We start from the raw sequence: 14,754 nt of genomic DNA, 5'->3' as shown, positions 1-14,754 counted from the left end.
CCTCAGGACCGTCAGATCCGCTTCAGTTCCCAGAGCCGCCAGAGACCGGTGCCGTCCGAGAGGTACTGCGAGCCGGAGACATCCGTCGTGCTGACGACGTAGTCCTTCTTCTGCCACAGCGGGACCAGCGGCACGTCCTCGCCGACCTGTGCCTGGAGCTCCTTGAAGTCGGCCGCGGTGCGCCCGCGGTCGCTGTACTGCAGCGTGGAGCTGATCAGGCTGTCCACCTTCTTGTTGGAGTAGCCGTTGTGAAGGCTGTTGTCGCGGCCGACCAGCGGCTGGCTGAAGGTGTCGGAGTCCGGGTAGTCGGGGAGCCAGCCGACCGTGTACGCGTCGTACTTGCCGGCCGCGTACTCCTTCTGGAACTTCATCCAGTCGACGGCGTGGACCGTGACCTTGAACAGCCCGTCGGCCTCCAGCTGGCGGCGGAGCTCCGCGGTCTCCTTGGCGTACGTCTCGTCGCCACCGCGGTAGCCGAAGCTGATGTTCAGCGGCGTCTGCACGCCGGCGTCCTTCATCAGCTTCTTGGCGCGCTCGGGGTCGGGCGAGGGGTAGGCATCGAAGAACGGTGTGCTGTGCCCGACGTAGCCCTGCGGGATCAGCGAGTAGAGCGGCTCGACCGTGCCCTTGTAGATACCGCTCACCAGCGGCCCGCGGTCGATGATCGAGGCGATGGCCTGCCGGACCCTCTTGTCGGCCAGCGGAGAGCTCGGCCGGACGTTGAAGACGAGGTTGCGGATCTCGGCGCTGTCCGCCTCGGTGACGCGCAGGTCGGGGTCGCCGGGGTTCAGCTCGGCGAGCGTGGCCGGCGGCAGTTCGCGGTGCGTGACGTCGAGCTGCTTGGCCTTCCAGGCGGCCTGGAGTTCGTCCGACTTCTTGTAGTAGTGCACGGTGACCGGGACACCGGTCTTGCTCAGCGCGCCCCGGTACAGGGTGTTGGGGACCAGTTCCGCGATCTCGCCCTGCCGGTACGACTTCAGGAGGTACGGGCCCGAGCCGTCGACGGTGTTCCCCTTGCGGAGCTTGTTCGGCGGGTACGACTCGCGGTCGACGATCGAACCGGCTCCGGTGGCGAGCTTCTGCGGGAAGGTCGCGTCGCGCGAGGAGAGGTTGAACGTGATGGTACGGCCGTCGGCCACCACGTTCTTGAGGCTCGGGAACAGGATCCACGGACCGACGTCCGTCTTGATCCTGATCATGCGCTCGATGGAGTACTTGACGTCCTCGGCCGTGATCTTCCGGCCGTTGGAGAAGGTCAGGTCGTCACGCAGCTTGCACTGGTACGTCTGGAGCTTCTGGCCTATGAACCCGCAGCTCTCGGCGGCGTCGGGTTCGGGGACGATCGCCCCGGACTTGAACGTCATGAGGGACTGGTAGATGTTGCTGTACATCGCCCAGGAGCCGGCGTCGTACGCACCCGCCGGGTCGAGCGAGGTGACCACGTCGGTCGTGCCGACCGCGACCGGGTCGTTCTTCACCTCGTCCGAAGGAAGCAACTGCCAGGCGACGACGCCTGCGATGACCAAAACCGCGAGAATCGCGAGAATCCGTAGCCGGACCGACCGCATTGACGTGCTCTCCCTTACCAGCCCCACCTCGGCATTGTGCTCAGATCCGCACATCACCGCATGCTCACGATCAGCCAATCACACGAATTTCACATCTGGAAGAGCAAAACTGTGACTCATAGCCTTTTGTTCGGCAGTTGAAACCTTGGGTGCATCTGGACGTCCGGAACCTGTCGTCGACGGAGAGTCACGCCCGGAGGGAAGCGAGCTCCACGACGGTGATGTCGGACGGCGCGCCGACCCGTACGGGCGGGCCCCAGGCGCCCGCGCCCCGCGATACGTACAGCTGGGTGTCGCCGTACCGGTCGAGCCCGGCGCCCGTGGGATTGGCCAGATCTGCGATGTAGTTGCCCGGCCAGAGCTGGCCGCCGTGGGTGTGACCGGAGAGCTGGAGGTCCACGCCGTGGGCGACGGCGTCATGGATGACGACGGGCTGATGGGCCAGGAGGACGGCGGCGCGGGTACGGTCCCGGTCGCCGAGCGCGCGGTCGAAGTCGGGGCCCTGCCCCTCGCTCTCCCCGGCGACGTCATTGACGCCCGCGAGATCGAATCCGCCGATCTCGACCCGGGCGTTCTCCAGTGGGTGAAGACCCAATTCCCTCACCTGGTCGACCCATTGGGCGGCGCCGGAGTAGTACTCGTGATTACCGGTGACGAAGAAATTCCCCTGCCGGGAACTCAGCCGGGCGAGCGGCTCCGCGGCCGGCCCGAGGTCGGCGACGGTTCCGTCGACGAGATCCCCGACGACGGCGACCAGATCCGGCTGGGTCCGGTTGATCGTGTCGACGATCCGCCGGGTGTGGGCGCGGCCGAGGATCGGACCGAGGTGGATGTCGCTGACGACGGCGATCCGGAAGCCGTGTGCGGAGCGCGGCAGTTTGGCGAGCGGGACGGTGATCCGCTTGACCCGCGGCCCGCGCAGCACCCCGTAGGTGCCGTAGCCGACCGTGCCGAGCCCTGCGACGGCGGCGGCACCGCCGACGGCGCGGGCGACGAACAGGCGCCGCGTGGGGGCGTCAGGACGGTGCGGGGCGGGGGCGTCGGCGACGAGGGTGGCCGGTGCGGCGGCACCGGGAACCGGTGGAGCGGAAGTCTCGGCATCCGAGGGGAGATTCAAGGGATTTGTACTATTTGGGCGATCTGCCGGGGATGCGTCGTCTGCTGACGCCACGTCCGCGCCCTTCGCCCGGCCCGCGAGCACCCGGCGCAGAACCGGCCGTACCGCCTCCCCCACCAGCAGCGCCAGCGTCAGGTACAGCACGGCGGCCAGCCACAGATAGCCCGGCCAGGCCAGCACCCGCTGGAGCCAGAAGGGCGCACCGGTGCGGCCGGAGACCAGCGCGCCGATGCTCAGCAGGGGCAGGACGTACGCGGCCACCGTGCCGGCCGTGCGCAGGACGCCGCCCTCGGCCGTCGTGTCACCGACGAGGCGGCGCCAGAGATAGCGGTGCACGCCGGCGAGCAGTGCGAGCACCACGATCACCATCACCGCGAGACCGGCCACTGCCACTTGTTCTCCCCCGCCCGTCGTACGGCCTGTTATGCGCGTTCGCGGCGCAGGGCCCTGACGCCACGGAACCCGATCACACCAACAGCCGTCCCCAGGAGAAAGGACGTGATGGCGAGCAGCAGATGCACCCAGAAGTACGCAGTCGGGTCACCCGCGTCGTCGAAGGCGAGTCCGCTGCCGTCCTTCCACAGGTTCTTGACGAAAGTGATCCAGATGAACCAGCTCCACACCCCGAAGGCGAGCAGGAACCAGGAGACGGGGCGGCTGAGCTTCATGGACTCAGTATCTCCGCCGCTCTCCGGCAAAGCCGCCCGGGGTGGGCTGTCCCGGCGGTACACCCGGCGGGTCAAGCCGTCCGCACCCATTTTCATATCTTCTACCTGTACGTTTCCGACCGTGCCTGCTCTAAAAAAGACCGCACTGACGGTCATCTCTGCCGCCTTGTTGTCCACTTTTGTTGTCAGCCCGGCATCGGCGGTCGGCAAGGACACCTCCGACGACCAGCCGAAGCCGCCTGCGGGGATGTCCCAGGTCGGCGGCGAACTGCTGGGCCGGACCGGCACGCAGGTCAAGCTGGGACCGGACGCCCCGGTGCTGCCGAAGGACCTCACGGGCAGGTCCTGGATCGTCGCGGACGCGGAGAGCGGCCAGGTCCTCGCCTCGCACAACCCGCACTGGCGGCTGCCCCCCGCCTCCACCCTGAAGATGCTCTTCGCGGACACCGTGATGCCCGCGCTGCAGCCGAAGACCCAGAAGTACACGGTCAAGGACGAGGATCTCGCCGATCTCGGCGAAGGCAGCAGCCTGGTCGGCGTCAAGGAGAAGCTCACCTACACGGTCCACGACCTGTGGCTCGGGGTGTTCCTGCGGTCGGGCAACGACGCGGTGCATGTGCTGTCCGCGATGTACGGCGGCGTCCCCAAGACCGTCGACGCCATGCAGGCGCACGCCGAGGAGTTGCAGGCCCTCGACACGAAGGTGGTGTCGCCCGACGGGTACGACGCGCCCGACCAGGTCTCCAGCGCGTACGACCTGACGCTGTTCGCCCGCAGCGGGCTGCAGAAGGCGGACTTCCGGGAGTACTGCTCGACGGCCGAGGCGCAGTTCCCCGGGGCGGAGAAGAACGGGAAGCGCGAGAGCTTCGGCATCCAGAACACCAACAAGCTGCTCACGGGCGCGGGCGGCGTCAAGCCGTACAAGGGCATCGCGGGCGTCAAGAACGGCTACACCACGCACGCCGGCAACACCTTCACCGGTGTCGCCGAACGCAATGGCAAGGTGCTGCTCGTCACCGTCATGAACCCGTCGTCCGAAAAGCCCCACGCCGTCTACGACGAAGCCGCCGACCTGCTCGACTGGGGCTTCGACGCGAGCGGCAAGGTGACCCCGGTCGGCGAACTGGTGCCCCCGAAGTCCGCCACCACCGGAACCGGGAAGGGCCCCGCGGCCGAGCAGGGCAACGGCGAGGGCCGGAACGGCCCCGCGCAGACCGCGAAGGCCGCCGCCGCCGCGGCCGAGGGCGGCGGCGGGGGCGTCGGGATCGCGCTGGGCATCGCCGGAGGCGTCCTGGTGCTGCTGGCCGGCGGGGTGTTCCTGGTCAACCGGCGCTGGCCGCTGCCGGACCTGATGCGCCGCCTTCCTCGCCGCTGACGGCTTCGGGCGCCTCCCCGGTGTCCTCGCTGTTCTGCGTCGCCGTCCAGGCGGCGCAGAACAGCAGCAGCTTCGCCGAGAAATTGATCCACAGCAGCAGCGCGACCGGCACTCCGAAGGCGCCGTACATGCTCTTCGACGCCACGCTCTGCATATAGCTGCCGAGCAGCAGCTTGAGCAGTTCGAAACAGACCGCGCCGATCACCCCGGCGACCAGCAGCCTGCGCCGCGGGGGCTCGACCCCGGGCAGCAGGGTCAGCAGATAGAGCAGCAGCAGGAAGCCGGCGAGCGCCCCCACGACCATGGCGGCCACCCGCAGCACCACACCGCCCGCACCCCGGTCCGAGATGCCCAGCAGATCGGCGGCCCAGCCGACGGCGACGGAGCCGACCGACGACACGGCGAACGTGGCGAGCGCCGCCCCACCGAGGCCGAACAGCAGCCCCACGTCCTTGAGTTTGCGCAGGACCGGATTGCCCAGACCCACATCGTCCAGGCCCCAGACGGCACGCAGGCAGTCCCGCATCGAGCCGATCCAGCCGATACCGGTGAAGAGCAGCAGCGCACCGGCCACCAGTCCGACCGTCCCCGCGTGGGTCACCAGGTTGTCGATGCCGAGCTGGTCGGAGATGCCGGGCACCTGCTCGGCGAGCTTGTCCTCGATCTTGTGGAGCTGCTCGGTGGAGAGCAGCGCGGCACCGATCGCCGCACCGACCGCGATCAGCGGGAAGAGCGCCAGAAAGCTGATGAAGGTGATCGCGGCGGCCAGCCTGGCCCAGTGGACCCGCTCCAGCGTTTCGTAGGAGCGCCAGGCGTGCGTCGTCATCAGCCGGGAGACGATCGGCCCGATGACGGGGAGGTTTTTCAGCCAGTCCATGACGTACGACTACCCTCCCGGGCGCGGAAAACCGGCACCGGGCCCTGCTGCCGTACGGACTGACGCGTCCTCAATCACCCATTTCGGTGAGTGTTGTAACAAATACCTCGAAAGGGTTTTCTCGGGCGATACGGTCACCGTCATGTCTGTCGACACCGTGTCCCTGACCGGCTGGGGCCGCACCGCCCCGACGACCGCCCTGCGTTTCCGCCCCCGTTCGTACGAGGAGGCGGCGGCGACGGTACGCGGCTGCGGACCGCGCGGCTCCATCGCCCGGGGCCTCGGCCGGGCCCATGGTGACGCGGCCCAGAACGCGGGCGGCTCCGTCCTCGACATGACCGCGCTGAACCGGATCCGCACCGTCGACGCCGGGGCCGGACTCGTGGTCTGCGACGCCGGGGTCAGCCTGCACCGGCTGATGGAAGTCCTGCTGCCGCTCGGCTGGTTCGTCCCCGTCACGCCCACGACCCGTTACGTCACCGTGGGCGGCGCGATCGGCGCCGACATCCACGGCCACAACCAGCACCGCTCCGGCTCCTTCTCCCGGCACGTCCAGGAGCTGGAGCTGCTGACCGCAGAGGGCGAGATCCGTACGGTCCGGCCCGGCACCGGTCTCTTCGAAGCGACCGCGGGCGGCCTGGGTCTGACGGGTGTGATCCTCTCGGCCACGCTCCGGTGCCACCGCGTCACCAGCTCGTGGATGTCGGTCGACACCGAACGCGCCGTCGATCTGGACGACCTGCTGGAGCGGCTCCGTGCCGGGGACCACCGCTACCGCTACTCGGCCGCCTGGATCGATCTCCGCGCCCGCGGCCGGGCGACAGGGCGCTCCGTGCTCACCCGAGGAGAGCACGTACCCCGGTACGCGCTCCCGGCGCACGCCCAGCGCACACCGCTCGCGTTCCGCCCGGGGCCGCTGCCGGCCGCCCCCGTCCTCGTACCGGAAGCACTGCTCGGCGGCGCCCCGGCCACCCTCTTCAACGAGCTCCGGTACCGCGGCGCGCCCCGGTACCGGATCGGCGAACTCCAGAGGCTGGGCGCGTTCTTCCACCCCCTGGACGGCCTGCCGCAGTGGAACCGGGTCCACGGGCGGGCCGGATCCGTGCGGTACCAGTTCGTCGTCGGACCCGGCCAGGAGGAGGTGCTGCGCCGGATCGTGGGCCGGATCTCCCAGCGGCGCTGCCCGACGTCGAACGCCGTGCTCAAGCGGTTCGGCGCCGGCGACCCGGGCTGGCTGTCGTTCCCGATGCGCGGCTGGACGCTCGCCCTCGACCTGCCCGCCGCCCTGCCCGGCCTGGCCCGGTTCCTGGACTCGCTGGACGAGGAGGTGGCGGCGGCCGGCGGCCGGGTCTGCCTGGCGAAGGACTCCCGGCTCCGGCCGGAGCTGCTGACCGCGATGTATCCGAGGCTGGCCGACTTCCGGTCGCTGCGCGCCGAGCTGGACCCGGGCGGGGCCTTCCGCTCCGACCTGTCGCGCCGGCTGTCGCTCTGACCGCCGCCGTCCTCCGCCCTCCCGATCCCACCCCCGACTCCCTACGCCTGCAAGGAGTGTTCCCGTGAAGGACGCCTTCGGAGCCCCGCAGTCCCTGCTCGTCCTCGGCGGCACCTCGGAGATCGCCCTGGCCACCGCACGGCGGCTGATCGCCCTGCGGACCCGCACGGTCCGGCTGGCCGGACGCCCCTCCCCCGCCCTCGACGCGGCCGCCGCCGAACTGCGCGCACGCGGCGCCGACGTCCGTACGGTCGACTTCGACGCCCTCGACTCCGCGTCCCACGAGACCACGCTCGGCGCGATCTTCGCCGAGGGCGACATCGACATGGTGCTGTTCGCCTTCGGCATCGCGGGCGACCAGGGGCGCGACGAGGAGGAACCGCTCTCCGCGGTCCGGGTCGCCCAGACCAACTACACGGGGGCGGTCTCCGCCGGCCTGGTGTGCGCCGGCGCGCTCCAGGCGCAGGGGCACGGCTCGCTGGTGGTGCTGTCCTCGGTGGCGGGCGAACGCGTCCGCCGCGCCGACTTCATCTACGGGTCCAGCAAGGCGGGGCTGGACGCGTTCACGCAGGGGCTGGGTGACGCGCTGCACGGGACGGGTGTGCATGTGATGGTCGTGCGCCCCGGCGTCGTACGGCCGGAGCCGGCCGCGGAAACGGTGCCGGCGGCACCGGCCACGCCACCGGCGGCCCGGGGCGGGGCGGCCCTGCTCGCGCCCTCACGGATCACCGCGGCACGGTCCGCCTCGGCCCGGTTCGCCTCGGCGCCACTGGAGGCGTCGCCGCTCACCACGACTCCGGACGCGGTCGCGGAGGCCATCGTGACGGGGCTGCGGCGGCGTTCGGAGACGGTGTGGGTGCCCGGGTCGCTGCGTGCGGTGATGTCGGCGCTGCGGCATGTGCCGCGCCCGCTGTTCAGGCGGCTGCCGCTCTGAACCGGGGGCGCCGGGGCGCTCGGCCCGGTCGCCGGGGAGGTGCTCAGTGCAGGGAGGGCTCGTCAACGGAGGAGCCGCCCTGCGCGGGCACGGCGGACGCCCCGCTCCCGGCGCCGAACGGGAACTCGTTGATCTTGCGCCAGATGCTGTCCGAACCCTGCTCGTACAGCGCGAAGGAACCGCAGCTCCAGGACGCCTCGTAGTCGGCGAGCTCCGCGTACGCCCGGTCCATCGCCTCCTCGGCGATGTCGTGCGCCACGGTCACGTGCGGGTGGTACGGGAACTGGAGCTCGCGCACCAGCGGCCCGGAGGCGTCCCGGACCCGCTTCTGCAGCCAGGTGCAGGCCGAGGCGCCCTCGACGACCTGGACGAAGACGACCGGCGAGAGGGGACGGAAGGTCCCGGTGCCGGACAGCCGCATCGGGAAGGGTCGGCCGCCCGTCGCGATCTGGGCGAGATGCGCCTCGATCGCGGGCAGGTCGGCCGCCTCGGCCTCGGTCGGCGGGAGAAGGGTGACGTGAGTGGGAATGCCGTACGCGGCAGGGTCCCCGAAGCTCGCGCGCCGCTCCTGGAGCAGACTGCCGTAGGGCTCCGGGACCGCGATCGAAACGCCGAGCGTTACGGTCCCCACGTCGTCCTCCTCAATCCTCGATGGTCAGTGGCCTACTTTCGGCCACCGACCGGTTCGGCTTCCCATCGCCAGTGTGACGCCTGCGGCCGCGAAACCGCCAGGGTCCTTGGACTCAGTGCTTCGCGGGCAGAAAGCCCATCCGGTCGTACGTCAGGGCCAGGGTCTCGGCCGCGACGGCACGGGCCTTCTCCGCGCCCTTGGCCAGGATCGAGTCCAGCGTCTCCGGGTCGTCCAGGTATTCCTGGGCGCGGGTACGGAACGGTGTGACGAACTCGACCATGACCTCGGCGAGGTCGGTCTTGAGCGCACCGTAGCCCTTGCCCTCGTACTTCTGCTCCAGATCCGCGATACCGGTCCCGGTCAGTGTCGAGTAGATGCTCAGCAGATTGCTGACACCGGGCTTCTCGGCCCGGTCGAAGCGGATGACCGTGTCGGTGTCGGTGACCGCGCTCTTCACCTTCTTGGCGGTGGTCTTCGGCTCGTCCAGGAGGTTGATCAGGCCCTTCGGGGTCGGCGCCGACTTGCTCATCTTCGCCGACGGGTCCTGGAGGTCGTAGATCTTCGCCGTCTCCTTGAGGATGTACGGGTCCGGCACGGTGAACGTGTCGCCGTAGCTGCCGTTGAACCGCTCGGCGAGGTTGCGGGTCAGCTCCAGGTGCTGGCGCTGGTCCTCGCCGACCGGGACCTGATCGGCCTGGTACAGCAGGATGTCGGCCACCATCAGCATCGGGTACGTGAAGAGACCGACCGTGGTGCGGTCGGCACCCTGCTTGGCGGACTTGTCCTTGAACTGCGTCATGCGCGACGCCTCGCCGAAGCCGGTGAGGCAGTTCATGATCCAGCCGAGCTGGGCGTGCTCGGGGACATGGCTCTGGACGAAGAGCGTGCAGCGCTCCGGGTCGAGACCGGCGGCGAGGAGCTGGGCGACGGCGAGCCTGGTGTTCGCGCGCAGCTCCGCGGGGTCCTGCGGGATGGTGATCGCATGCAGGTCCACGACCATGTAGAAGGCGTCGTGGGATTCCTGCAGCGCCACCCACTGGCGGACCGCACCGAGGTAGTTGCCGAGGTGGAACGAGCCTGCGGTGGGCTGGATTCCGGAGAGCACGCGGGGGCGTTCAGAGGCCATGGAACTCATTGTCTCAGGTGCGGGCGGCGACCCCCGACCGGCCTGGCGCGCCGCAAAACACAGGTTTCCTCACCACGGATCCGACCGACGATACAAAGTGGGCACCACCCCGCCCACGCCGCACGACGAACGGAGATCCCGTGTCTGCCACGGAAACCGCCATCGCCTCCGCCGAGGCGCACAGCGCGCACAACTACCATCCGCTGCCCGTCGTCGTCGCCACGGCGAACGGGGCCTGGATGACCGATGTCGAGGGCCGTCGTTACCTCGACATGCTCGCCGGCTACTCGGCGCTCAACTTCGGTCACGGCAACCGGCGCCTGATCGACGCCGCCAAGGCGCAGCTGGAGCGGGTGACCCTGACCTCGCGCGCCTTCCACCACGACCGGTTCGCCGACTTCTGTACGCAGCTCGCCGAGTTGTGCGGCATGGAGTCGGTGCTGCCGATGAACACGGGTGCGGAGGCCGTGGAGACCGCGGTGAAGACGGCCCGCAAGTGGGGTTACCGGGTGAAGGGCGTCCCGGACGGCATGGCGAAGATCATCGTCGCCGCCAACAACTTCCACGGCCGGACGACGACGATCATCAGCTTCTCCACGGACCAGGAGGCACGGGAGGACTTCGGCCCGTACACACCGGGGTTCGAGATCGTGCCGTACGGGGATCTCACGGCGCTCCGGGAGGCGATGACCGAGAACACCGTGGCGGTGCTCATGGAGCCGATCCAGGGCGAGGCCGGGGTGCTGGTGCCGCCGCCGGGCTATCTCCTCGGAGTGCGCGCGCTCACGCGCGAGCGGAACGTGCTGTTCATCGCGGACGAGATCCAGTCGGGCCTGGGCCGGACCGGCAGGACCTTCGCCTGCGAGCACGAGGGGGTCGTGCCGGACATGTACGTGCTCGGCAAGGCGCTGGGCGGTGGTGTGGTGCCGGTGTCGGCGGTGGTCTCGTCGCAGGACGTGCTCGGGGTGTTCCGGCCCGGTGAGCACGGTTCGACATTCGGCGGCAATCCCCTGGCCTGCGCGGTCGCGCTGGAGGTCATCGCGATGCTCCGCACCGGCGAGTTCCAGCAGCGGGCGACCGAGCTGGGCGAGCACCTGCACCAGGAGCTGCGGCTGCTGGTGGGCGGCGGCGCGGTGGAGGAGGTGCGCGGCCGCGGGCTGTGGGCGGGGGTCGACATCGCTCCGAGCCACGGCACGGGCCGGGAGATCTCCGAGAAGCTGATGGGCCGCGGGGTGCTGGTCAAGGACACCCACGGCTCGACGATCCGGATCGCCCCGCCGCTGGTGATCAGCAAGGAGGACCTGGACTGGGGCCTCGAACAGCTCCGCGCCGTCCTGCGCGGCTGATCCCCGCACCCGCTCGCCGGGCAGGCCCGGGGCCTGTCCGGCGGCCCGCCCTGGCAGACTCCGTCCCGTGAGACCTGACCTGACACTGCTGCGGGACCTGGTCGAAGGGGCACCGGGCTTCGGCCGCGGGCCCGCGTCCGCCGTACCGGAGGCACTGATCCGCGAGGCCGAGGCCCGCGTCGGCCCGCTGCCGCCGTCGTACCGCTGCTCCTCCACCGTGCGCTGCCAGTCGGGGCGCGGCCGCATGGTGCGGCGTTCCATGCCGGTCAGCCGCCGCCGGTGCCCGAGCAGCCGAAGCCGCCGCGTTCGACCGCGGACTTGTTGAAACTGCCGCCCTGCACCTTGCCGTTCTTGCTGCTGCCGCCGTAGTAGTACGAACCCTTGCCGTCGCTCTTCTTGCACTCGTAGCTCGGCAGTCTGTCCTGGGTCAGCGGGTCGACGCACCGCTTGTCCGGCTCCGAACCGCAGGAGGTGATCATCGCCGCGAGCACTCCCATGCCGCCGAGCACCACGGTGCTCGACCTCAGCCTGCGTGTTGCCATGTTTCCGTCTCCCCCGCCATACGAATCAAGCCAGTGTGGCCATTCGTCAGATCAAAGGGCCGCCGGGTGCGGCTGGAAGCGGGGACACCGAACGTCCCCAAGTAGAGTCCCCCTGTGCTTCTCGGGATGATCTGCGCGCTCGGCGCCGCCGTCTGCTTCGGTACCGCCTCGGTCCTCCAGGCCGTCGCCGCGCGGGCCGCCGCCGAGCCGGGGTCGGACGCGGGGGTCGATCCGGCGCTGCTGCTGCGCGCCCTTCGCCAGTGGCGATACATCGCCGGACTCGCCCTGGACGGCTGCGGTTTCGTCCTCCAGATCGTCGCCCTGCGCGCGCTGCCGATCTACGCGGTGGGCGCGGCGCTGGCCGCGAGTCTCGCGGTGACCGCGGTGGCCGCCGCCCGGCTGCTGAAGGTGCGGCTGAGCGCCGTCGAGTGGTCCGCGGTCGGCGTCGTCTGCGCCGGCCTCGGCATGCTGGGGCTCGCCTCCGGCGGTGAGGGCCACGGCACCGGTTCGGCGGCCCTGGGCTGGTGGATGCTGGGGATCGCCCTCGGTGTTCTGCTGATCGGCGCCGCGGCCGGGCGGCTCCCGGAGAAGCCGCGGGCGCTCGTGCTGGGTCTCGGCGCGGGATGCGGCTTCGGGGTGGTGGAGGTCACGGTCCGGCTGATCGACGACGTGTCGCCGTCGGCGCTGCTCGCCAACCCCGCCGCGTACGCGCTGCTGTTGGGCGGCGGTTCGGCGTTCCTGCTGCTCACCTCGGCCCTGCAACGCGGTTCGGTGACGACGGCGACGGCCGGCATGGTGCTCGGCGAGACGATCGGCCCGGCGCTGGTGGGCGTCGTCTGGCTCGGCGACCGCACCCGCGAGGGCCTGGAGTGGCTGGCGGTCGCCGGTTTCGTGGTGGCGGTGGCGGGCGCGCTGGCCCTGGCCCGGTTCGGCGAGGCCCCGGCGGACGCCCCGGATCCGGCCGCCCCCGAACGCATCCAGGGCGCGTAGGACCTCAGGGCAGCACCCGGCAGAGTGCGTCCAGGGCGCCCGCCCAGGCACTGTCGGTGGGTGTTCCGTAGCCGATGACCAGCGCGTCGCGGCCCGGCGCCGCCTCCGGGTGCCGGAAGCGCGAGATCCCCTCCAGCGCCAGCCCCTGCCACGCCGCCGACCGGAGCACCGACGCCTCGCTGCCCTCGGGCAGTTCGAGCACGGCGTGCAGCCCGGCCGCTATGCCGCTGATCCGGACACCGGGGGCCCGCTCCGCCAGTACCGCGACGAGCTGGTCGCGGCGGCGCCGGTAGTGCAGCCGCATCGAGCGCACATGACGGTCGTACGCGCCCGACGCGATGAACTCCGCGAGCGTCAGCTGGTCCAGCGCGCTGGACGACCAGTCGCTCATCCCCTTGGCCTCGGACACCTCCCCCACCAGCGCCTCCGGCAGCACCATCCACCCCAGGCGCAGCCCGGGTGCCAGCGACTTGCTCGTCGTGCCCAGGTGCACCACGCGTTCGGGGTCGAGGCCCTGGAGCGCGCCGACCGGCTGCCGGTCGTAGCGGAACTCGCCGTCGTAGTCGTCCTCCAGGATCAGCCCGCCCGTGCCGCGCGCCCAGTCCACGGCCGCGGCCCGCCGGTCGGGGTGGAGCGGCACCCCCGTCGGGAACTGGTGCGCGGGCGTCATCAGGACCGCGCCCACGCCGCGCAGACCGGCCAGTTCCCCGGTCCTCGCCCCGAGTCCGTCGACCGGGAGGCAGGGCAGCCGCAGCCCGGCGTCCGTGAGCAGGTTCCAGTGCACGTCCAGTCCGTACGACTCGACGGCCACCTCCCGCACCCGCCGCTTGCGCAGCACCGGCCCCATCAGCTTCAGCGCCTGCACGAAACCGGCGCAGATCATGATCCGTTCCGGGTCCGCGTACACCCCGCGGGCCCGTGCCAGATAGTCGGCGAGCACGGTGCGCAGCTCGATGCGCCCGCGCGGATCGCCGTATCCGAAGGCGTCGTTGGGCGCAGCCGCCAGTGCGCGCCGGGACGCCTTGAGCCAGTCGGCGCGCGGGAACGTCGAGAGGTCGGGCGACCCGCCCAGCAGGTTGTGGGCGGGCCGGGACCGCACCGCCCGCGCCCGCGTGGTCCTGGCGGCCGGGGTGCGCGGCTCGGCCCGCTGCGCCACCCGGGTGCCCGAGCCCTGCCGGGCGGTGAGCCATCCCTCGGCGACCAGTTCCGCGTAGGCGTCGGCGACGGTGTTCCGGGCGATGCCGAGGTCGGCGGCGAGGCCCCGGGACGACGGCAGCCGGGTGCCGGGCACCAGGCGCCCCGTCCGTACGGCCTCGCGCAGGGCGTCCATGAGTCCGGCCCGCAGCCCTGTCGCACCGGTCGTTTCGAGATGCAGGTCGGCACCGAAAGTGGCCCATGAGTCTGTCACAGAAATGGACCATACCGTTGCGCCATCCACCCCGTAACGTCGTAGCCATGACGACGAACGACCACAGCCACCCGACGACCGGCCTCAACCCCGAGCACGCCCCGCGCATGCAGCCCTGGGCCGAGCTGGCCCCCGATGTCTACAAGGCCATGGTCCGGCTGGACGCGGCATCCCGTAAGGGCCTCGACCCGGTCCTGGCGGAGCTGGTGAAGATCCGCGCCTCGCAGCTGAACCACTGCGCGTTCTGCCTCGACATGCACACCAAGGACGCGCTCGCGGCCGGTGAGTCCATCGAGCGGATCGTCCAGCTCAGCGCGTGGGAGGAGTCGCAGCACTTCTACACGCCCAAGGAGATCGCGGCCATCGAGCTGACCGAGGCGGTGACGGTGCTGACCGACGGCTTCGTGCCGGACGAGGTCTGGGAGAAGGCCGCGAAGCAGTTCGACGAGACCGAGCTCGCCCATCTCATCGCCGCGATCACGACGATCAACGCCTGGAACCGCTTCGCCGTGACCACCCGTATGGTCCCCGGTCACTACAAGTCGGGCGACATCAAGCACTGACCCGGCGGGCCTGCCGGGCCGGCCCGGCAAGGCCGTCCCCCCACCCCCCCCCCCCCCCCCCCCCCCCCACGCTCCCCCTCTCCTCTTCCCTTCCCCCCCCCCCTCCCCCCCCCCCCC

Annotated in this window: 14 protein-coding genes; 6 read left to right on the top strand and 8 right to left on the bottom strand. The window is 70.8% G+C overall.

Annotated elements, in window-relative coordinates:
* Positions 1 to 11: 11 nt before the first annotated feature.
* The 3 genes from ACFVX4_RS09700 to ACFVX4_RS09690 all read right to left on the bottom strand — a co-directional run bounded on the left by ACFVX4_RS09700 (position 12) and on the right by ACFVX4_RS09690 (position 3,353).
* The gene (locus tag ACFVX4_RS09700; protein WP_389973778.1) at positions 12 to 1,568 is read right to left on the bottom strand and encodes an ABC transporter substrate-binding protein; all 1,557 of its coding nucleotides are present in this window, start codon (positions 1,566 to 1,568) and stop codon (positions 12 to 14) included.
* 187 nt (positions 1,569 to 1,755) lie between these two features.
* Positions 1,756 to 3,054 carry a metallophosphoesterase gene (locus ACFVX4_RS09695; RefSeq protein WP_389974022.1) on the bottom strand — a complete coding sequence of 433 codons (1,299 nt, stop codon included), beginning with the start codon at positions 3,052 to 3,054 and terminating at the stop codon, positions 1,756 to 1,758.
* Positions 3,055 to 3,107: 53 nt separating this feature from the next.
* Entirely contained in the window at positions 3,108 to 3,353 is a 246-nt protein-coding gene (locus tag ACFVX4_RS09690; protein ID WP_093549020.1) for an SCO4848 family membrane protein, read from the bottom strand.
* 121 nt (positions 3,354 to 3,474) lie between these two features.
* On the opposite strand from ACFVX4_RS09690, the gene ACFVX4_RS09685 reads away from it, so the two are divergent.
* A complete protein-coding gene (locus ACFVX4_RS09685) occupies positions 3,475 to 4,728 on the top strand; it encodes a D-alanyl-D-alanine carboxypeptidase family protein (protein ID WP_389973775.1) in 1,254 nt (417 codons plus the stop codon).
* Here ACFVX4_RS09685 and ACFVX4_RS09680 read toward each other — a convergent pair.
* Complete coding sequence (locus ACFVX4_RS09680) at positions 4,676 to 5,605, bottom strand: YihY/virulence factor BrkB family protein (protein ID WP_389973772.1); 930 nt, start codon at positions 5,603 to 5,605, stop codon at positions 4,676 to 4,678. The two genes, ACFVX4_RS09685 and ACFVX4_RS09680, sit on opposite strands and share 53 nt — an antisense overlap.
* 142 nt (positions 5,606 to 5,747) lie before the next feature.
* On the opposite strand from ACFVX4_RS09680, the gene ACFVX4_RS09675 reads away from it, so the two are divergent.
* A complete protein-coding gene (locus ACFVX4_RS09675; RefSeq protein ID WP_389973770.1) occupies positions 5,748 to 7,097 on the top strand; it encodes an FAD-binding protein in 1,350 nt (449 codons plus the stop codon).
* 64 nt (positions 7,098 to 7,161) lie between these two features.
* On the top strand, positions 7,162 to 8,031 hold the full coding sequence (locus tag ACFVX4_RS09670; RefSeq protein ID WP_389973767.1) for an SDR family NAD(P)-dependent oxidoreductase: 870 nt from the start codon (positions 7,162 to 7,164) through the stop codon (positions 8,029 to 8,031).
* A 43-nt stretch (positions 8,032 to 8,074) separates the two neighbouring features.
* On the opposite strand, the gene ACFVX4_RS09665 is transcribed toward ACFVX4_RS09670, so the two are convergent.
* On the bottom strand, positions 8,075 to 8,662 hold the full coding sequence (locus tag ACFVX4_RS09665; protein WP_389973765.1) for a 2'-5' RNA ligase family protein: 588 nt from the start codon (positions 8,660 to 8,662) through the stop codon (positions 8,075 to 8,077).
* Between the two features lie 112 nt (positions 8,663 to 8,774).
* On the bottom strand, positions 8,775 to 9,788 hold the full coding sequence (gene trpS / locus ACFVX4_RS09660) for a tryptophan--tRNA ligase (RefSeq protein WP_389973762.1): 1,014 nt from the start codon (positions 9,786 to 9,788) through the stop codon (positions 8,775 to 8,777).
* Between the two features lie 140 nt (positions 9,789 to 9,928).
* On the opposite strand from trpS, the gene rocD reads away from it, so the two are divergent.
* A complete protein-coding gene (gene rocD, locus ACFVX4_RS09655; protein WP_389973759.1) occupies positions 9,929 to 11,134 on the top strand; it encodes an ornithine--oxo-acid transaminase in 1,206 nt (401 codons plus the stop codon).
* 266 nt (positions 11,135 to 11,400) lie between these two features.
* Here rocD and ACFVX4_RS09650 read toward each other — a convergent pair whose 3' ends face one another.
* Positions 11,401 to 11,676 carry a hypothetical protein gene (locus ACFVX4_RS09650; protein WP_266415265.1) on the bottom strand — a complete coding sequence of 92 codons (276 nt, stop codon included), beginning with the start codon at positions 11,674 to 11,676 and terminating at the stop codon, positions 11,401 to 11,403.
* A gap of 126 nt (positions 11,677 to 11,802) precedes the next feature.
* Here ACFVX4_RS09650 and ACFVX4_RS09645 point away from each other — a divergent pair, with 126 nt between their 5' ends.
* A complete protein-coding gene (locus ACFVX4_RS09645; RefSeq protein ID WP_389974019.1) occupies positions 11,803 to 12,666 on the top strand; it encodes a hypothetical protein in 864 nt (287 codons plus the stop codon).
* Between the two features lie 4 nt (positions 12,667 to 12,670).
* Here ACFVX4_RS09645 and ACFVX4_RS09640 read toward each other — a convergent pair whose 3' ends face one another.
* Positions 12,671 to 14,074: a PLP-dependent aminotransferase family protein gene (locus ACFVX4_RS09640; RefSeq protein WP_389973756.1), complete on the bottom strand. Its 1,404-nt coding sequence runs from the start codon at positions 14,072 to 14,074 to the stop codon at positions 12,671 to 12,673.
* A 47-nt stretch (positions 14,075 to 14,121) separates the two neighbouring features.
* On the opposite strand from ACFVX4_RS09640, the gene ACFVX4_RS09635 reads away from it, so the two are divergent.
* Positions 14,122 to 14,637: a carboxymuconolactone decarboxylase family protein gene (locus ACFVX4_RS09635; RefSeq protein WP_389973753.1), complete on the top strand. Its 516-nt coding sequence runs from the start codon at positions 14,122 to 14,124 to the stop codon at positions 14,635 to 14,637.
* The last annotated feature ends 117 nt before the right edge of the window (positions 14,638 to 14,754 follow it).

The organism is Streptomyces sp. NPDC058240 (assembly GCF_042882135.1).
Lineage (GTDB): Bacteria > Actinomycetota > Actinomycetes > Streptomycetales > Streptomycetaceae > Streptomyces.
This window is presented reverse-complemented; position numbering and strand designations above follow the sequence as displayed.

Excerpts from the sequence above, each read along its gene's own strand:
- ACFVX4_RS09680 (WP_389973772.1), bottom strand. The coding sequence starts at position 5,605 with ATGGACTGGCTGAAAAACCTCCCCGTCATCGGGCCGATCGTCTCCCGG.
- ACFVX4_RS09700 (WP_389973778.1), bottom strand. The coding sequence starts at position 1,568 with ATGCGGTCGGTCCGGCTACGGATTCTCGCGATTCTCGCGGTTTTGGTC.
- trpS (WP_389973762.1), bottom strand. The coding sequence starts at position 9,788 with ATGGCCTCTGAACGCCCCCGCGTGCTCTCCGGAATCCAGCCCACCGCA.
- ACFVX4_RS09675 (WP_389973770.1), top strand. The coding sequence starts at position 5,748 with ATGTCTGTCGACACCGTGTCCCTGACCGGCTGGGGCCGCACCGCCCCG.
- ACFVX4_RS09695 (WP_389974022.1), bottom strand. The coding sequence starts at position 3,054 with ATGGTGATCGTGGTGCTCGCACTGCTCGCCGGCGTGCACCGCTATCTC.
- ACFVX4_RS09690 (WP_093549020.1), bottom strand. The coding sequence starts at position 3,353 with ATGAAGCTCAGCCGCCCCGTCTCCTGGTTCCTGCTCGCCTTCGGGGTG.
- ACFVX4_RS09645 (WP_389974019.1), top strand. The coding sequence starts at position 11,803 with ATGATCTGCGCGCTCGGCGCCGCCGTCTGCTTCGGTACCGCCTCGGTC.
- ACFVX4_RS09650 (WP_266415265.1), bottom strand. The coding sequence starts at position 11,676 with ATGGCAACACGCAGGCTGAGGTCGAGCACCGTGGTGCTCGGCGGCATG.
- ACFVX4_RS09635 (WP_389973753.1), top strand. The coding sequence starts at position 14,122 with ATGACGACGAACGACCACAGCCACCCGACGACCGGCCTCAACCCCGAG.